Origin of the sequence: Sedimentimonas flavescens (assembly GCF_025154035.1) — a bacterium.
GTDB classification, from domain to species: Bacteria; Pseudomonadota; Alphaproteobacteria; order Rhodobacterales; family Rhodobacteraceae; genus Rhodobacter; species Rhodobacter flavescens.
On the sequence record NZ_JAOALJ010000002.1, the window covers coordinates 371,491 to 388,094 of the forward strand.

Consider the following 16,604-nt stretch of genomic DNA (forward strand, 5'->3'; position numbering starts at 1 on the left):
TTGGTCAATCACGTCGCCTTGGCTGCGATCGGTTGCGCGCTTTGCGTTTTCACGACGCTGCTTCTGCTGATGGCAGAAACGATGCGGAAGACGCGTAGCGAAAGCAGCCTGCTCCAAGGTCGACGCCAGATTGCAGGCCGTCTCGGCCTCGGCGCACATGAACGCCTGGCCCAGTCCCCCGCCATGCTGGCGGCGCAGGTCTGGGCGCTCCGCCTCGCAACCGTAGCCGCCTACTGCTTCACTTGTTGGCAGATCGCCAACGCAGTCATTTAGGATAGGAGAACGCCAGATGGCAGTCCTCGTTAACGAAAACACCAAAGTCATCTGCCAGGGCTTCACCGGCTCGCAGGGCACGTTCCACTCGGAACAGGCAATCGCTTACGGCACCAAGATGGTTGGCGGCGTGACCCCCGGCAAGGGCGGCACCTCGCACCTGAACCTGCCGGTGTTCAACTCGGTCCATGAGGCGAAAGCCGTGACCGGCGCGAACGCGACCGCGATCTACGTTCCGCCGCCCTTCGCGGCCGACTCGATCCTCGAGGCGATCGACGCCGAGATGGAACTGATCGTGTGCATCACCGAGGGTATCCCGGTGCTCGACATGATGCGCGTCAAGCGCGCGCTGATCGACTCCAAGTCGCGCCTGATCGGGCCGAACTGCCCCGGCGTCATCACCCCCGACGCCTGCAAGATCGGCATCATGCCGGGCCACATCCACCGTCGCGGCTCGTGCGGCGTGGTCTCGCGCTCGGGCACGCTGACCTATGAAGCCGTGAAGCAGACCTCGGACCTTGGCCTCGGCCAGTCCTCGGCTGTCGGCATCGGCGGCGACCCGATCAAGGGCACCGAGCATATCGACGTGCTCGACATGTTCCTGGACGACCCGGAAACCACCTCGATCATCATGATCGGCGAAATCGGCGGTTCGGCCGAAGAGGAAGCCGCGGAGTTCCTGAAGGAGCAGAAGAAGAAAGGCCGCTGGAAGCCGACCGCTGGCTTCATCGCCGGCCGCACCGCTCCTCCCGGCCGCCGCATGGGCCACGCCGGCGCGATCGTGTCGGGCGGCAAAGGCGACGCCGAGTCGAAGATCGAGGCGATGCGCTCGGCCGGTATCGTTGTCGCGGAAAGCCCCGCACATCTCGGCGAAGCCGTGATGAAGGCGATCAAGGGCGAATGATCCCTGCCGGAGGTCGCGGGCTACCGCGACCTCCACCCCACTCACAAGTGCCAAGGAGGGTGTGCCCTCTTTCGCCCTTCTGAGTGACGCTCAAAGGCCGGCTTTGCCGGAGCGGGAGGAATAATGGACGCTAATTTGTCCCAGATGGCCCATTTGGCCGCGGCGCGTTTCGTGCCGGTTGGGTGCTTTGCCGCTGCCCCTCCCCTTCGCTCCACCGCCGACCTCGGGCGATCGCCCCGCTCTTTCGCGGCGGACTGCGCAAGCTGATCCGCCCCCCGCCCCTCACTGGCCCCTCAGCCGTTTCCAAGGATAACCGTCATGAACGACCAATCCCCCAACGACCAGTTCCACGCGTCGAGCTTCCTGCAAGGCGCCAACTCGGACTATGTCGAACAGCTTTACGCGCGCTACGCCGCCGACCCGAACTCGGTCGATCCCAGTTGGGGCGCCTTCTTCGCCTCGCTCGGCGATCCCGAACTGGATGTGAAGAAATCCGCCCAGGGCGCCTCTTGGGACCGCACCGACTGGCCGGTGTCGCCCAATGACGATCTGACCGCCGCGCTGACCGGTGAATGGCCGGTGGCCGCGCCCAAGGAAGGCAAGGCTGCGGGCGACAAGATCAAGTCGGCCGCGAAGGCCGCCGGTGTCGAGGTTAGCGACGAGGCCGTCAAGCGCGCCGTGCTCGACTCGATCCGCGCGCTGATGATCATCCGCGCCTACCGTATCCGTGGTCACCTGATCGCCGACATCGACCCCCTGGGGATGCGCGACGCCAGCCTGCACCCGGAGCTTGATCCGAAATCCTACGGCTTCGCCGAAGTCGACATGGATCGCCCGATCTTCATCGACAACGTTCTGGGCCTTCAGATCGCGTCGATGCGCCAGATCCTCGACGTGCTCAAGCGCACCTATTGTGGCACCTTCGCGCTGCAATACATGCACATCTCGAACCCCGAGGAAGCCGGCTGGCTGAAAGAGCGTATCGAGGGCTACGGCAAGGAGATCGCCTTCACCCGCGAAGGCCGCCGCGCCATCCTGAACAAGCTGGTCGAAGCCGAGGGCTACGAGAAGTTTCTGCACGTCAAGTACATGGGCACCAAGCGTTTTGGCCTTGATGGCGGCGAAGCGCTGATCCCGGCGATGGAACAGATCATCAAGCGCGGCGGGCAACTCGGCCTGCGAGATGTCGTCATCGGCATGCCGCACCGCGGCCGCCTGAACGTGCTTGCCAACGTGATGATGAAGCCCTACCGCGCGATCTTCCACGAATTCCAGGGTGGCTCGTACAAGCCCGATGACGTGGACGGCTCGGGCGACGTGAAATACCACCTCGGCGCCTCGTCGGACCGCACCTTCGACGGCAACACCGTGCACCTGTCGCTGACCGCCAACCCCTCGCACCTCGAGGCGGTGAACCCGGTCGTTCTGGGCAAGGTCCGCGCCAAGCAAGACCAACTGGGCGACGTCGACCGCATCGCGGTTCTGCCGATCCTGCTGCATGGCGACGCTGCCTTTGCGGGCCAGGGCATCGTGGCCGAAGGCTTCCAGCTTTCGGGCATCAAGGGCCATCGCACCGGCGGCACCATCCATATCGTCGTGAACAACCAGATCGGCTTCACCACGGCGCCGCACTTCTCGCGCACCTCGCCCTACCCGACCGACATCGCCCTGATGGTGGAAGCGCCGATCTTCCACGTGAACGGCGACGACCCGGAGGCCGTGGTTCACGCCGCCAAGGTTGCGATCGAGTTCCGCCAGAAGTTCCACAAGGACGTCGTCATCGACATGTTCTGCTACCGTCGCTTCGGTCACAACGAAGGCGACGAGCCGATGTTCACCAACCCGCAGATGTACAAGAACATCAAGGGCCACAAGACCACGCTCCAGCTTTATACCGAGCGCCTCGTTGCCGACGGGCTGATCCCGGAAGGCGAGATCGAGGACATGAAGGCCGCTTTCCAGGCAAGCCTCAACGAAGAGTTCGAGGCCGGCAAGCAGTTCAAGCCGAACAAGGCCGACTGGCTCGACGGACGCTGGAAGCACCTCGAACGCGAGCATGAGGATTACGACGCGGGAACCACCCCGATCGCGCCCGAACTGCTGGCCGAGGTCGGCAATGCGCTGACCAGCTACCCGGACAGTTTCGACATCCACAAGACCGTCTCGCGCCAGCTCGAGGCCAAGAAGAAGATGTTCCAGACCGGCACCGGCTTCGACTGGGCAACCGCCGAGGCGCTTGCCTTCGGTTCGCTGCTCTCGGAAGGTTTTGGTGTGCGTCTGTCGGGGCAGGACTGTACCCGCGGCACCTTCTCGCAGCGCCATTCGGGCCTTGTCGATCAGACCACCGAAGAGCGTTACTACCCGCTCAACCACATCAAACCCGGTCAGGCCCGCTATGAGGTCATCGACTCGGCGCTGTCGGAATACGCGGTTCTGGGCTTCGAATACGGCTACTCGCTGGCGGAACCGAATGCGCTGACCCTGTGGGAAGCCCAGTTCGGCGACTTCGCCAACGGCGCGCAGATCATGTTCGACCAGTTCATCAACTCGGGCGAACGCAAGTGGCTGCGTATGTCGGGCCTCGTGTGCCTGCTGCCGCACGGCTTCGAAGGTCAGGGCCCCGAGCACTCCTCGGCACGCCTGGAACGCTTCCTGCAACTGTCGGCGGAAGACAACTGGATCGTGGCGAACTGCTCGACCCCGGCGAACTACTTCCACATCCTGCGTCGCCAGATTCACCGCAAGTTCCGCAAACCGCTGATCCTGATGACGCCGAAGTCGCTTCTGCGCCACCCGCTCTGCGTGTCGAAGGCCGAGGAATTCACCACCGGCTCGTTCTTCCGCCGCGTGATGTGGGACGACGCCGATCCGCAGCACAAGGGCAACTCGGAGTTCAAGCTCGCGGACGACGCCAAGGTCAAGCGTGTCGTGATCTGCTCGGGCAAGGTCTATTACGACCTGCTGGCCGAGCGCGACAAGCGCTGCCTCGAGGATGTCTACATCCTGCGCCTCGAACAGTTCTACCCGTTCCCGGCGCATTCGATGGTCAACGAGCTCAGCCGCTTCAAGGGCGCCGAGATCGTCTGGTGTCAGGAAGAGCCGAAGAACCAGGGCGCCTGGACCTTCGTCGAGCCGAACATCGAATGGGTGCTCTCGAAGATCGACGCCAAGCACGGTCGTCCGCGCTACGCGGGTCGCGCCGCCTCGGCCTCGCCCGCGACGGGTCTCGCCAGCCGCCACAAGGCCGAGCAGGAAGCTCTCGTCAACGACGCGCTGGAGGGCTGATCCATGACCGAAGTCCGCGTCCCCACTCTGGGCGAAAGCGTGACCGAGGCGACCGTCGCCACCTGGTTCAAGAAACCGGGTGACACGGTCGCGGTCGACGAGATGCTTTGCGAGCTTGAAACCGACAAGGTGACCGTCGAGGTCCCGGCCCCCGCGGCCGGGGTTCTGACTGAGATCGTCGCCGCCGAGGGCGAGACGGTCGGCGTCAACGCTCTCCTTGCCATCCTTTCCGAAGCGGGCGCGGCCGCCGCCCCTTCGCAACCGAAATCCGAAGGCGCCAGCCCCTCTGCAACCGCGCCGCAATCCAATGAGGTCAAAATGACGGACGTTATGGTGCCCGCCCTGGGCGAAAGCGTGTCGGAAGCCACGGTTTCCACCTGGTTCAAGAAGGTCGGCGATACCGTCGCCCAGGACGAGATGCTCTGCGAGCTCGAAACCGACAAGGTGTCGGTCGAGGTTCCCTCGCCGGTCGCGGGCGTCCTGACCGAGATCGTCGCGCCCGAAGGCACCACCGTTGACGCCTCGGCGAAACTCGCCGTCGTGGCCGAAGGCGCCTCGGCTGGCGCCGCAGCGCCGGCCGCCGCTCCCGCCGCAGCGCCGGCACCGGCCGCCGCAGCCGCAGGCAAGGATGTCGAGGATGCGCCCTCGGCGAAGAAAGCCATGGCCGAAGCCGGTCTCACGCCCGCTCAGGTCCAGGGCTCGGGCCGCGATGGCCGCATCATGAAGGAAGACGTCGCCGCAGCCGCCGCCAAGCCCGCCGCAGCTGCCGTCTCGATCGCGCCCACCCCGGCCACGGCCCCGCGCGCGCCCTCGATCGCCGAGGATGCGGCCCGCGAAGAGCGCGTCAAGATGACCCGCCTGCGCGCCACCATCGCCAAGCGCCTCAAGGACAGCCAGAACACCGCCGCCATGCTGACCACCTATAACGAGGTCGACATGTCGGGCGTCATGGCGCTGCGCAACGAGTACAAGGACCAGTTCGAGAAGAAGCATGGCGTGCGTATGGGCTTCATGTCCTTCTTCACCAAGGCCTGCTGCCACGCGCTGAAGGAAGTCCCCGAGGTCAACGCCGAGATCGACGGCGGCGACATCGTCTACAAGCACTACGTCCACATGGGCGTGGCCGCCGGCACGCCGACCGGCCTCGTGGTTCCGGTCATCCGTGACGCCGACCAGATGTCGTTCGCGGACATCGAGAAAGCCATCGCCGAAAAGGGCAAGCGCGCCCGTGACGGCAAGCTGTCGATGGCCGAGATGCAGGGCGGCACCTTCACCATCTCGAACGGTGGCGTTTATGGCTCGCTGATGTCTTCGCCGATCCTGAACCCGCCGCAATCGGGCATCCTTGGCATGCACAAGATCCAGGACCGCCCCGTGGTCGTGAACGGCCAGATCGTCATCCGCCCGATGATGTATCTCGCGCTCAGCTACGACCACCGCATCGTCGACGGCAAGGGCGCCGTGACCTTCCTCGTCCGCGTCAAGGAAGCGCTCGAGGATCCGCGCCGCCTGCTGCTGGATCTCTGATCAGATCACGGGGCGGCCCCTGCGCCGCCCCTTCTTCCATCCCGCCCCTTCTTCTTGGTGCAAACACCTCGGGGGGCGCGGGGGGCAGCGCCCCCCGACACCAGTCAAAGGAAAATTCCAATGGCAGATTTCGACGTTATCGTGATCGGCGGCGGCCCCGGTGGTTATGTCTGCGCGATCCGTTGCGCCCAGTTGGGCCTCAAGACCGCCTGCGTTGAGGGTCGCGGCGCCCTCGGCGGCACCTGCCTGAACGTGGGCTGCATCCCCTCCAAGGCGCTCTTGAACGCCACCCACCACCTGCACGAGGTTCACGAGAACTTCGAGAAGATGGGCCTGATGGGCGCCAAGGTCAAAGTCGACTGGGCGAAGATGCAGGACTACAAGCAAGACGTCATCAACGGCAACACCAAGGGCATCGAGTTCCTCTTCAAGAAGAACAAGGTGACCTACCTGCAGGGCTGGGGCTCGATCCCCGCCGCCGGTCAGGTCAAGGTCGGCGATGAAGTCCACACCGCCAAGTCGATCGTCATCGCCACCGGCTCCGAGCCCGCCTCGCTGCCCGGCATCGAGATCGACGAGGACACCGTTGTCACCTCGACCGGCGCACTCTCGCTGCCCAAGGTGCCCAAATCGATGGTCGTCATCGGCGCGGGCGTCATTGGCCTCGAAATGGGCTCGGTCTATGCCCGCCTCGGCGCCGAGGTGACCGTGGTCGAATATCTCGACGCGATCACCCCCGGCATGGATGGCGAGATCGCCAAGTCTTTCCAGAAGATCCTTGCCAAGCAGGGCATCAAGTTCGTGCTCGGCGCCGCCGTTCAGGGCGTGACCAAGGGCAAGAACAAGAACACCGTCGCCTACAAGCTGCGCAAGGACGAGAGCGAGCACACCCTCGACGCCGAGGTCGTGCTGGTCGCGACCGGCCGCAAGCCCTACACCGAAGGTCTCGGCCTTGAGGCGCTCGGCGTCGAGATGCTGCCGCGCGGCCAGGTCAAGACCGACGCCCACTGGGCAACCTCGGTCAAGGGCATCTACGCCATCGGCGACGCGATCGTCGGCCCGATGCTCGCCCACAAAGCCGAGGATGAGGGCATGGCGGTCGCCGAGGTCATCGCGGGCAAGCATGGCCACGTGAACTACGATGTGATCCCCGGCGTGATCTACACCACCCCCGAGGTCGCCTCGGTCGGCAAGACCGAAGAGGTGCTCAAGCAGGAGGGCCGCGCCTACAAGGTCGGCAAGTTCTCCTTCATGGGCAACGGCCGTGCCAAGGCGGTGTTCCAGGCTGATGGCTTCGTCAAACTGATCGTCGATGCCGGCACCGACCGCATCCTTGGCTGCCACATCATCGGCCCGGGCGCGGGCGACATGATCCACGAGATCTGCGTGGCCATGGAATTCGGCGCCTCGGCGCAGGACATCGCGCTGACCTGCCACGCCCACCCGACCTACTCGGAAGCGGTGCGCGAAGCGGCACTGGCCTGCGGCGACGGCGCGATCCACGCCTGATCGACCCCACAGCATCGAAAGGGCGGCCCCCGGGCCGCCCTTTTTCATTCCGCGCGCTTTGCGGCCAGATCCAGCCGCGCGGCGAACTCGCGCCGCAGGCTCTTGCGCACCTCGGCGGCCTGCCAGCGGTGGCGTTCAATCTCGGTCTGCGGGTCAAGCGTTGGCACCTCGACGGGGCGGCCCGTCTCATCCACGGCGACCATGGTGAAGTAACAGCTGTTGGTATGCCGCCGCGTGCCCTTGGTGATGTTCTCTGCCTCGACGCGAATGCCGATCTCCATCGAGCTACGCCCGGTATGGTTCACCGCCGCGCGGAACAGCACCAACTCGCCCACATGGATCGGCTCCTTGAAGGTCACCTGATCCACGCTCAGCGTCACCGCGTAGCGCCCCGAGTAGCGCGAGGCCAGCGAGAAGGCCACGCGGTCAAGCCAGTTCAGTAGCGCGCCGCCATGCACCTTGCCCGAGAAGTTGGCCAGATCCGGCGTCATCAGCACGGTCATCTCGAGCGATTTGCGCTCGGCTTCGGTCAGTTCACTGGTCATTGGCCCCTCATGCCTTGCTTTGGAGCAGCATGATCGCATGGGGCGCCGCGTCAAGCGCCGTTACTGCGCCAGGTGCCGCAGGCCCTGCGTGACGTCCGTGCGCACCGCCAGCCGCAGCGAGGGCTCGTCTCCAGCCCGCAGCGCGGCAAGGATCATGCGGTGATGGCGCGGCGGCTCGTTGCGCTGCATCTTGCCGTAGAGCGCGCGCATGGTCGGCCCGAGTTGCAGCCAGACCGTCTCGATCACCGCCAGCATCGCGGGGGCCTGAGCGCGCAGGTAGAGCGTGCGGTGAAACTCGAGGTTCGTGCGGATGTAGCCCACGGCATCGTGCTTGGCGACGGCCTCGGCATTGGCGGTGTTGATCGCCCCCAGACGGTCGATCAGCGCCAGATGTGCCCGCGGCAAGGCGCGCGAGGCCAGTTCCGGCTCGATCAGCGCGCGCAGCGCCGCCAGTTCCTCGATCCGGTCGTTGGATAGCTCGGGCGTGGTCACCCGCCCCGAGGATGACAGCGTCAGCGCCCCCTCCGCCACCAGCCGCCGCAGAGCTTCACGCGCGGGCGTCATCGACACGCCGAACTGCTTGCCCAGACCGCGCAGTGTCAGAGCCTGCCCCGGCAGCAACTCACCATGCATGATCTGTAGCCGCAGGCTGCGGTACAGCCGATCATGCGCGGCGGTTTCGATCGGGCGTGAGGTAATCGTGGTCATCTGCCGTTTGTGATCACAAATCCCGCAGAGGTCAATCGCGAAAGCGGATCGCGTGCAGCGCGCCACCGTGACGCTTGAGCCAGGCGCGCTCCGCCCCATAACCGGGGCGCAGCCGTTCGACGACATCCCAGAAGGCTTGCGAGTGGTTCATCTCGGCCAGATGCGCCACTTCATGCGCCGCCACATAGTCGAGCACGCCGGGCGGAGCCATGATCAGTCGCCAGCTATAACTGAGCGAGCCATCATGCGCACAGGACCCCCAACGCGAGCGCGTGTCGCGCAGGGTGATCCGCTTGAAGGGGCGACCAAGCGCGGCCGCGTAGCCCTCGGTGGCGGCCTGCAGGCGGCGCCGGGCGCAATGCTTGAAGAAAGCCTCCAGCCGGGCACCGAGCCGATCCTCGCCTGCGGCCACGATCAGCCTGTCGCTCTCTAGCTTCGGCGCGCGCACGGTGCCCGGAACCAGAACCATCTGGCGGCCCTCGAAAGGGATGGTCCCGCCGAAGACCGGGCGCGAGACATCCGGCATGGCCGCCAGTGTGCGGCGCAGCCATTCGGCCTGACTGCGGGCAAAGGCCAGCGCTTCGGCCTCGCGCGCGCGGGCGGGTAGCGTCAGGGTCACCTGCCCGTCGATCCGCGAGACCCGCAGGCTGAATCGCCGCGCCCGCGCCGAGCGGCGCAGCTGCAAGGCGATCTCGGGCATCTCGGGCAGGATCAGGCGGCTCATCGGCGACTCCGTGCGGCTCTGTCACGCCTGTGAGCGCGCCTTGTCGAATTTGGCGCGAAAAGGCTTTGACACCCCGCGCCTAGTATGGCACGTGGCGTCGACTCTCTAATCAGAGCGATGCTAGGAGAATTCCATGCCGAAAGAGGAATGGGGCGTCAAGCGCCTCTGCCCGCATTGCGCGAGCCGGTTCTACGACCTGACCAAAGATCCCATGACCTGCCCGGTCTGCTCGAACAGCTTCACGCTGGAAAGCCTGACTGCCGGACGTGGCCGCGTTCTGGTCGCCGACAAGACGGCGAACCGCGAGCGTGACATCGACGTGGACGATCTGGGTGACGACGATCTGGACGATGATGCCGGTGACGTCGATATCGACGACGATCTGCTCGAGGATGACGAGGACGATAACGTCTCGCTCGACGATATCGCCGACGTCAGCGCAGGCGACGACGACAGCTGATCAGCCGTTTCGAGGGCTTTTGACAGGCGCGGGGCTTTGCCTCGCGCCTTGTCTATTTGCGCCCCGCTGCGGGCAATCGAGGCGCCAAAAATTTTCCGACGAAGCCGCGAAATTCCTCTTGCGCCCGTCCGGTGCGCGCCGTATACGACGCCCCACGCAAGGCGGCACACACCGCTGCGCGAGACCTCCGGTGGGGCCATAGCTCAGTTGGGAGAGCGCTTGAATGGCATTCAAGAGGTCAGGGGTTCGACTCCCCTTGGCTCCACCAAATCTCCTCAAGATGACACGATAGCGCCCGCAAGGGCGTTTTTTTGTTTTTACGCAAGATCTTATCATTCCCCCACGCAAAGCAAAGGGCCGCGCAAAGCACGGCCCTTCATTGGTTTCGGAGACCTGGCTCAGCGCATCAGTCGATCACGGATCCCTCGGCATCGCCGCGCTGACGCATCCGCATCTTGACCATGCGGCCCACGAAGATCGGCAGCAGGAAGCCCAGGATCGCGAAGGCCCAGAGCGCGATCGACAGGGGGCTGTCGATGAGGGTGAACCAGTTGCCGTTGTCGATAGTGATCGCGCGGCGCAGGTTATTCTCCATCGCGTTACCAAGCAGCGTCCCCAGGATGATCGGCACGAGCGGCACATCGAGTTTGCGCAGCCCCCAGCCCATGATGCCGAAGCCGATCATCACCAGCAGATCGAAGGTCGAACCCGAGATCCCGTAGATCCCGACGAAGCTGACCATGGCCACGATCGGCATCAGGATGCGCGGCGGAACCATCAGCACGCGGGTGAAGATGCCCACCATCGGGATGTTCATCGCCAGCAGCATGAAGTTCGCGATGAACAGCGCCGCGATCAGACCCCAGACCACATCCGGGTTGTTGGCGAACAGAAGCGGCCCCGGCGTGATGTTGAGCGACAGCAGAACCGCCAGCAGAACCGCCGTAGTGCCTGAGCCCGGCACACCAAGCGCCAGCATCGGCACCAGCGCGCCACCGGCGGCCGCGTTGTTACCCGCCTCGGGGGCGGCCACGCCGCGCGGATCGCCCTTGCCGAAGGTGCCCTTGCGGTCCACCAGGCGCTTCTCCATCGAATAGGAGATGAACGACCCAAGCGACGCGCCCGCGCCCGGCAGAACGCCCGCCAGGAAGCCCAGGAAGGACGAGCGCAGCATGGTCGGCGTGCATTCCTTGACCATCGCGGCGGGCGGCGTCAGGCGTCCGACGGTCAGCTTGCGTCCGGCGGCATCGGCGGCGCCGTGGCGCTCTTCGAGGAAGATGAAGACCTCGGACAGCGCGAACAGACCGACGATGGCGACGAGGAAGTCGAGCCCGTCGTACAGGTGCACCTCGCCGAAGGTGAAGCGCGGCACGCCCGTTTGCGTATCGACGCCGATCATCGCCAAGCCAAGGCCAAGCGCCGCGGCAAAGGCCGACTTCGCCTGATTGGTCGAGCTGACCCCGCCAAGCGTCATGAAGGCCAGCGCGAAGAGCGCGAAATACTCGGCCGGACCGAACAGAAGCGCGATCTTGACCAGCTGCGGCGCCAGCAGGATCAGGCCCCAGGTCGCAAGGAACGAGCCCACGAAGGACGCAATCCCCGAAATCGCCAGCGCCTCGCCCGCCATGCCCTTCTGGGCCATCGGGTAGCCGTCAAGACAGGTCATCATCGCAGGCTCATCGCCCGGAATATTCAGCAGGATTGACGAGATCCGCCCGCCATACATCGCCCCGTAATAGACCGAGGTCAGCAGGATCAGCGCGGGCGTGGCCCCGAGCCCCAGCGAGAAGGCCAGCGGGATCAGGATCGCGACACCGTTCGAGGGGCCGAGGCCGGGCAGAGCGCCCATGATCGTGCCCAGAAAACAGCCCAGAAGGGCCAGACCCAGATTCTGCCAGGTCAGCGCGACGGCGAAACCGTCGCCAAGGGAAGACAGGAGTTCCATGGTTCCTCCTCAGAATCCAAGCGGGCCGCGGGCCAGCGACAGCCCCAGAACCAGGTGAAAGACGACATAGATGCCGACGGACGTGCCCACCCCGGTCAGCGCGGCACCGATCAGTGTCGATCCGAGGCGCCAGGACAGGTAGGCAGCGGCAAACGCGGTCGCGATGACGAAACCGGCCTCCGGCAGCAATTCGGCGTAGAGCACCATGACGACGACGGCAGCGGCCAGTTCGGCCAGGCGCCCAAAGGCGGGCCAGTGCGGCTCGGCGTCGGGGCGCAGGAAGATCACGGCCGAACTGAGACCGAAGATCGTTGCAATGATAAGCGGGAAGGCTTTGGGTCCGACGGCGTCCGACAGGAAGCTCTCTTCGATCTGAAGCGCGGCATATGCGTAGCCGAGTGCCAGAAACACGCCGAACGCACCGAAGATACGATCACTCATGTGAACTCTCCTATGCGGCAGGAATTGGTTGGGGCGGTCGGCCCAGACCGCCCCAGGGATCAAGCAGGGTGAGGAAAGGGGTAGCCCTTACTTGATGATCCCGATTTCTTTCGAGATGGACTGGATCTGCGCCACCGAGTCTGCGACGAACGCCTCGAACTCCGCCCCTTGCAGATCGAGCGGCGCCAGACCGTTGGCTGCCATCGTGGCCTTCCACTCGGGCGAGGCATAAAGCTTGCCGATCTTCTCGACCCACATGTTGTAGGCGTCATCCGACATGCCCTTGGGGGCGTAGAACCCGCGCCAGTTCGCGCCGAGCGCATCGACGCCCTGCTCTTTCGCGGTCGGGAACTTGTTGAATTCGCCTTCCAGACGCTCGGGGGCGAGCACCGCGATCACCTTGATATCGCCCGAATCGACGAAGCCCTTGGCTTCCGAGATATCGCCGGTAAAGGCCTGAACCGAGCCGGCAAGAAGCTGCGTCACCGCCTCGCCGCCACCATCGAAGGCCACGTATTTGACCGAGCGCACATCGTCGATGCCATAGGCATTGGCTGCGATCAGCACCTTGAGGTGGTCCCAGCCGCCGACGGCAGAACCGCCTGCCACCGAAACCGAGGTCGGGTCATTCTTGATCATGTCCAGCAGCTCGGGGAGCGTGTTGACCGGGCTGTTGGCCGCAACCGCGATCATGCCGTAATCGGCACCGACCGAAGCGACCCAGCGCACCTGATCCATCGAGTTGCCCGGATAGGCACCCTGCGCCAGACGAGTCGCGGTTGCCGACGAGGCAGCCACGATCAGGTCGTTGCTGTCATTGCGCTTGTTGACCACTTCGGCATAGGCCACGCCACCGCCACCACCGGCGAGGTTCACGACCTGCATGGTCTTGCCGATCATGCCCAGATCCTGCAGCGACTTGCCGACCTGACGGCAGGTGAAGTCCCAGCCGCCGCCCGGGTTCGCGGGCGCGATGCACTCGGGGTTTTCCTGCGCGGCAGCCATCGTGCCGACCAGACCGAAACCGACCACGGCAAGCGCCGTGCGGATTGCTTTGAAAGCCATATTGTTCTCCTCCACGTTCCGACCCCTGCGGTCACGCCGCCGGGTCTGTGCCAAGGAACTTACGAGTTGAACCTGTCACGAACCTGTCACAGGATCGCCGACACCCTTGGGAGGGGGGCGCAATGCGAATCTTGCTGGTCGAGGATGCTCCGGATCTGGCCGAGGCGACGCAACGCCAACTCAGCCAGAGCGGGTTTGCCTGCGATCTCGCCATGACCCTGCGCGAGGCCGAGGATTGCCTCGACGTGCAGCGCTACGATGCGGCGGTGCTCGATATCAACCTACCCGACGGCTCGGGGACGGACCTTTTGCGCGACATTCGCCGACGCAAGCTACCGATGCCGGTGCTGATGCTCACCGCGCAGTTTTCGGTGGATGACAAGCTCTCGGCCTTCGGCCTTGGCGCGGATGACTACCTCACCAAACCCTTCGATCACCGCGAACTGGCCGCACGGCTGCACGCTCTGTTGCGCCGCGACAAGGCCGAGCGGTCGAGCGAGATCACACTGGGGCGGCTGAGCTACAATGCCACCGGGGGCGTGGCGAGCGTGGCGGGCGAGCGGCTGGACCTGACGCGGCGCGAATTCTCGCTTCTGGGAATGTTACTCAAGCATCGCGGGCAGGTGGTGAATAAAGAGCGCCTGCACGAGGGGCTCTATTCCTTTGACGACGCCATCGTCGGGGTGAATGCGGTCGAGCTTTATATCGCGCGGCTACGCAAGAAGCTTGCGGGCAGCGGCGTCGAGATCCGCACCCTTCGTGGGCAGGGCTACAGCCTTGACGCCGATGACTGAATCGCCCCGCAGCGCCTCGACCCTGTCGCTCAGCGCCCGGCTTGCAGGCGGTCTGGTTGTGCTGCTCGTCGTCGGCGGGGTCGTGCTGTCGCTTGCCACCTTCGCCTACGGCCGTGCCGCCGCGCGCGAGGCCTTCGACCGCCTGTTGGTGGGGGCCGCCAGTTCCATCGCCGCCTCGGTCTCGGTGATCGAGGGCGCGGCGGTGGTGGACCTTCCCGTCTCGGCGTTCGAGTTGCTCGCCCTCGCCCCCGAGGACCGCATCGCCTATCAGGTGCGCGGCGTCGACGGGGCCGTGCTGACGGGCTACGCGGACCTGCCACAGCCGCCAGCCGCACGTCTCGTGACCAGCGGGCCGGTCTATTACGACGCCCCCTTCACCGGCGAGCCTGCGCGCTTCATCCGCCTGACCCGCCGCTTCGCCGAGCGCGACCTGTCAGGCACAATTGAGGTGATCGTCGGACAGACCCTGCGCGAGCGCAACGCCCTGGCCGAGGATATCGCGCTCAACGCCCTGATGGGGCTGGCCATCGGCGGGGCCGCCGTGGTGCTGCTGGCGGTGCTGGTGGTGCGCTCGGCGCTGCGCCCGCTGGACGAATTGGCACTGGCGCTGGCCGCGCGCGATCCACAAGACCTGACAGAGATTTCCACCGCCGTCCCGCGCGAGGTCGCAAGCCTCGTGGGCGCGGTCAACGGCTTCATGGGACGGCTGGAGCGACAGTTCGATGCGATGCGCAACCTGATTTCCGATTCCGCGCATCAGCTGCGCACCCCGGTTGCCGCGCTGCGTGCGCAGGCCGATCTTGCGACGCAGGAAACCGACCCCGACCGCCGCGACCGCCTGATCGGGCGCATCCATGACCGCAGCGTCAGCCTTGGGCGGCTGCTTGATCAGATGCTCAGTCGGGCGCTTGTCATCCACCGCATCGACTCGGCCCGGCGCGAGGCGGTGGACCTGCGCGACATCGCCCTCGATATCGTTGAGGCGGGCGATCACAAGCTGATCGCCCCCGGGGCCGAGGTCCGCCTTGAGATTGGCGAGACGCCGGTGATCGTGCTGGGCGATCCTCTTTCTCTCGGCGAGGCTGCCAAGAACCTGTTTCGCAACGCGCTGGCGCATGGGCGCGCGCCCATCGTGTTGGGGGCTGATGTGCAGGGCGCGCAGGCGCGGCTTTGGGTGCAAGATGCCGGCCCTGGCCCCTCGGCCGCCGTCCGCGCGCAGTTCGGCGACCGTTTTGTGCGCAGCGCCGCCGCCGATGGACGCAGCGCCGGTCTGGGCCTCTCGATCGCCGACTCGGTCGCGCGCGCCTTTGGCGGCCATCTCGCCCTTGAAGACAGCGCCGAGGGGTTCCGCGTCGCGATTACCCTGCCCCGGTCGGGAGAGCGCTGATGATCCGCCTGACCCTTCTGTTACTCTGCCTCGCCCTGCCCGCCCACGCGCAAGAGGTCGTGCGCGCCTTCGGGCCGGAAAACGCCCTGACACGGCTGGTCCTGCGCACCACCACCGATGTCGACATCCTCGCGCCCACGGTCGAAGAGTTCCTCGCGGCGCATCCGGGTCTTGCGATCGTTTACGAGCAATGGGGCTCGAACGCGCTTTACCAGCGCAGTTCCGATGAATGCGCCACGGGCGAGAGTGGCGCCGACATCGTGATCAGTTCGGCCGTCCATCAGATGATCCGACTGGTCAACGACCGCTGCGCCGCCTCGTGGCAGTCGTCCTTCAGCACCGGCCTGCCCGACACGCTGCGCTGGCGAGACGAGATCTGGGGCGTGACCCGCGAACCGGCGGTAATGGTCTATAACCGCAGCCTCGTGCCGCCCGATCAGGTGCCGCGCACCCGCTTCGACCTGCTCGACCTGCTGCGCCCCGAGGATTCGCGCTACGCCGGGCGCATCGCCACCTATGAGATCTCCCAATCGGGGCTTGGCTACCTCTTTGCCTATATGGACTCGCAAGAGGCCACGACCTTCGGCGCCTTGATGGAAGCCTTCGCCCGCTCGGGCGCGGTCGCCACCTGCTGTTCGGCCGAGATCATCGACGGGGTGCAGCGCGGCGACTATCTGATCGCCTACAATATTCTTGGCTCCTACGCCGTGACCGAGGCGCTGCGCGACCCGACCCTCGGCATCGTCGCGCCGCGCGACTACACGCTGGTTCTGTCGCGCGCGCTGATCTTTCCGGGCAGCCGGGTGCGCCCCGAGGCCGGGGCCTTCCTCGATTTCCTGCTCTCGCCCGCAGGGCAACTGTCGCTGGCCGCGAACAATCTGGCGATCAGCGCCGACAACCCGGCGATCAACACCGAGGCCGACGCGCCCGACAGCGCGCGCCGCCTGATCCCGCTGGCCCCCGCCCTGCTGGTGGCGATGGACCGCGCCACGTCGGAGCGTTTCCTCTCCGACTGGCGCAAGACCTTCGCTCAGTAG

Annotated in this window: 15 protein-coding genes and 1 tRNA gene; 10 read left to right on the plus strand and 6 right to left on the minus strand. The window is 65.5% G+C overall.

The features are described from left to right. The 5 genes from N3C64_RS05185 (at position 1) to lpdA (ending at position 7,498) form a co-directional block, all read left to right on the plus strand. Positions 1–273: a hypothetical protein gene (locus N3C64_RS05185; protein WP_260012535.1), complete on the plus strand. Its 273-nt coding sequence runs from the start codon at positions 1–3 to the stop codon at positions 271–273. Positions 274–289: 16 nt separating this feature from the next. Then, positions 290–1,177, plus strand: a complete 888-nt coding sequence (gene sucD, locus N3C64_RS05190) for a succinate--CoA ligase subunit alpha (RefSeq protein WP_218628728.1) — start codon at positions 290–292, stop codon at positions 1,175–1,177. Between the two features lie 318 nt (positions 1,178–1,495). Continuing rightward, on the plus strand, positions 1,496–4,462 hold the full coding sequence (locus N3C64_RS05195) for a 2-oxoglutarate dehydrogenase E1 component (RefSeq protein ID WP_260012542.1): 2,967 nt from the start codon (positions 1,496–1,498) through the stop codon (positions 4,460–4,462). Between the two features lie 3 nt (positions 4,463–4,465). Next, the gene (gene odhB / locus N3C64_RS05200) at positions 4,466–5,989 is read left to right on the plus strand and encodes a 2-oxoglutarate dehydrogenase complex dihydrolipoyllysine-residue succinyltransferase (RefSeq protein ID WP_218628730.1); all 1,524 of its coding nucleotides are present in this window, start codon (positions 4,466–4,468) and stop codon (positions 5,987–5,989) included. Between the two features lie 120 nt (positions 5,990–6,109). Then, positions 6,110–7,498, plus strand: a complete 1,389-nt coding sequence (gene lpdA / locus N3C64_RS05205; RefSeq protein WP_218628731.1) for a dihydrolipoyl dehydrogenase — start codon at positions 6,110–6,112, stop codon at positions 7,496–7,498. Between the two features lie 44 nt (positions 7,499–7,542). Here the strand turns inward: lpdA and N3C64_RS05210 are convergent, their stop codons facing one another. From N3C64_RS05210 to N3C64_RS05220, 3 genes are read right to left on the minus strand one after another with little or no spacing between them, the layout of a single operon-like run. Beyond that, positions 7,543–8,043, minus strand: coding sequence for an acyl-CoA thioesterase (locus tag N3C64_RS05210; protein ID WP_260012543.1), 501 nt, complete (start codon positions 8,041–8,043; stop codon positions 7,543–7,545). Between the two features lie 60 nt (positions 8,044–8,103). Further along, the gene (locus N3C64_RS05215) at positions 8,104–8,751 is read right to left on the minus strand and encodes a GntR family transcriptional regulator (protein ID WP_218628732.1); all 648 of its coding nucleotides are present in this window, start codon (positions 8,749–8,751) and stop codon (positions 8,104–8,106) included. A gap of 31 nt (positions 8,752–8,782) precedes the next feature. Then, complete coding sequence (locus tag N3C64_RS05220) at positions 8,783–9,475, minus strand: M48 family metallopeptidase (RefSeq protein WP_218628733.1); 693 nt, start codon at positions 9,473–9,475, stop codon at positions 8,783–8,785. Between the two features lie 133 nt (positions 9,476–9,608). On the opposite strand from N3C64_RS05220, the gene N3C64_RS05225 reads away from it, so the two are divergent. Beyond that, positions 9,609–9,935, plus strand: a complete 327-nt coding sequence (locus tag N3C64_RS05225) for a TIGR02300 family protein (protein WP_218628734.1) — start codon at positions 9,609–9,611, stop codon at positions 9,933–9,935. Between the two features lie 192 nt (positions 9,936–10,127). Further along, positions 10,128–10,203: transfer RNA gene (locus tag N3C64_RS05230), tRNA-Ala, on the plus strand. Positions 10,204–10,341: 138 nt separating this feature from the next. On the opposite strand, the gene N3C64_RS05235 is transcribed toward N3C64_RS05230, so the two are convergent. From N3C64_RS05235 to N3C64_RS05245, 3 genes are all read right to left on the minus strand, one after another. After that, the gene (locus tag N3C64_RS05235; protein WP_218628735.1) at positions 10,342–11,880 is read right to left on the minus strand and encodes a tripartite tricarboxylate transporter permease; all 1,539 of its coding nucleotides are present in this window, start codon (positions 11,878–11,880) and stop codon (positions 10,342–10,344) included. A 9-nt stretch (positions 11,881–11,889) separates the two neighbouring features. Beyond that, the gene (locus N3C64_RS05240; RefSeq protein ID WP_218628736.1) at positions 11,890–12,321 is read right to left on the minus strand and encodes a tripartite tricarboxylate transporter TctB family protein; all 432 of its coding nucleotides are present in this window, start codon (positions 12,319–12,321) and stop codon (positions 11,890–11,892) included. Positions 12,322–12,408: 87 nt separating this feature from the next. Then, a complete protein-coding gene (locus N3C64_RS05245) occupies positions 12,409–13,386 on the minus strand; it encodes a Bug family tripartite tricarboxylate transporter substrate binding protein (RefSeq protein WP_375546095.1) in 978 nt (325 codons plus the stop codon). Between the two features lie 122 nt (positions 13,387–13,508). On the opposite strand from N3C64_RS05245, the gene N3C64_RS05250 reads away from it, so the two are divergent. From N3C64_RS05250 to N3C64_RS05260, 3 genes are read left to right on the plus strand one after another with little or no spacing between them, the layout of a single operon-like run. Further along, the gene (locus tag N3C64_RS05250; RefSeq protein ID WP_260012546.1) at positions 13,509–14,180 is read left to right on the plus strand and encodes a response regulator transcription factor; all 672 of its coding nucleotides are present in this window, start codon (positions 13,509–13,511) and stop codon (positions 14,178–14,180) included. Next, positions 14,173–15,567, plus strand: a complete 1,395-nt coding sequence (locus N3C64_RS05255) for a sensor histidine kinase (protein ID WP_260012549.1) — start codon at positions 14,173–14,175, stop codon at positions 15,565–15,567. The genes N3C64_RS05250 and N3C64_RS05255 overlap by 8 nt, the downstream gene beginning before the upstream one ends. Continuing rightward, positions 15,567–16,604 carry an ABC transporter substrate-binding protein gene (locus tag N3C64_RS05260; RefSeq protein ID WP_260012551.1) on the plus strand — a complete coding sequence of 346 codons (1,038 nt, stop codon included), beginning with the start codon at positions 15,567–15,569 and terminating at the stop codon, positions 16,602–16,604. Before N3C64_RS05255 ends, N3C64_RS05260 begins: the two co-directional genes overlap by 1 nt.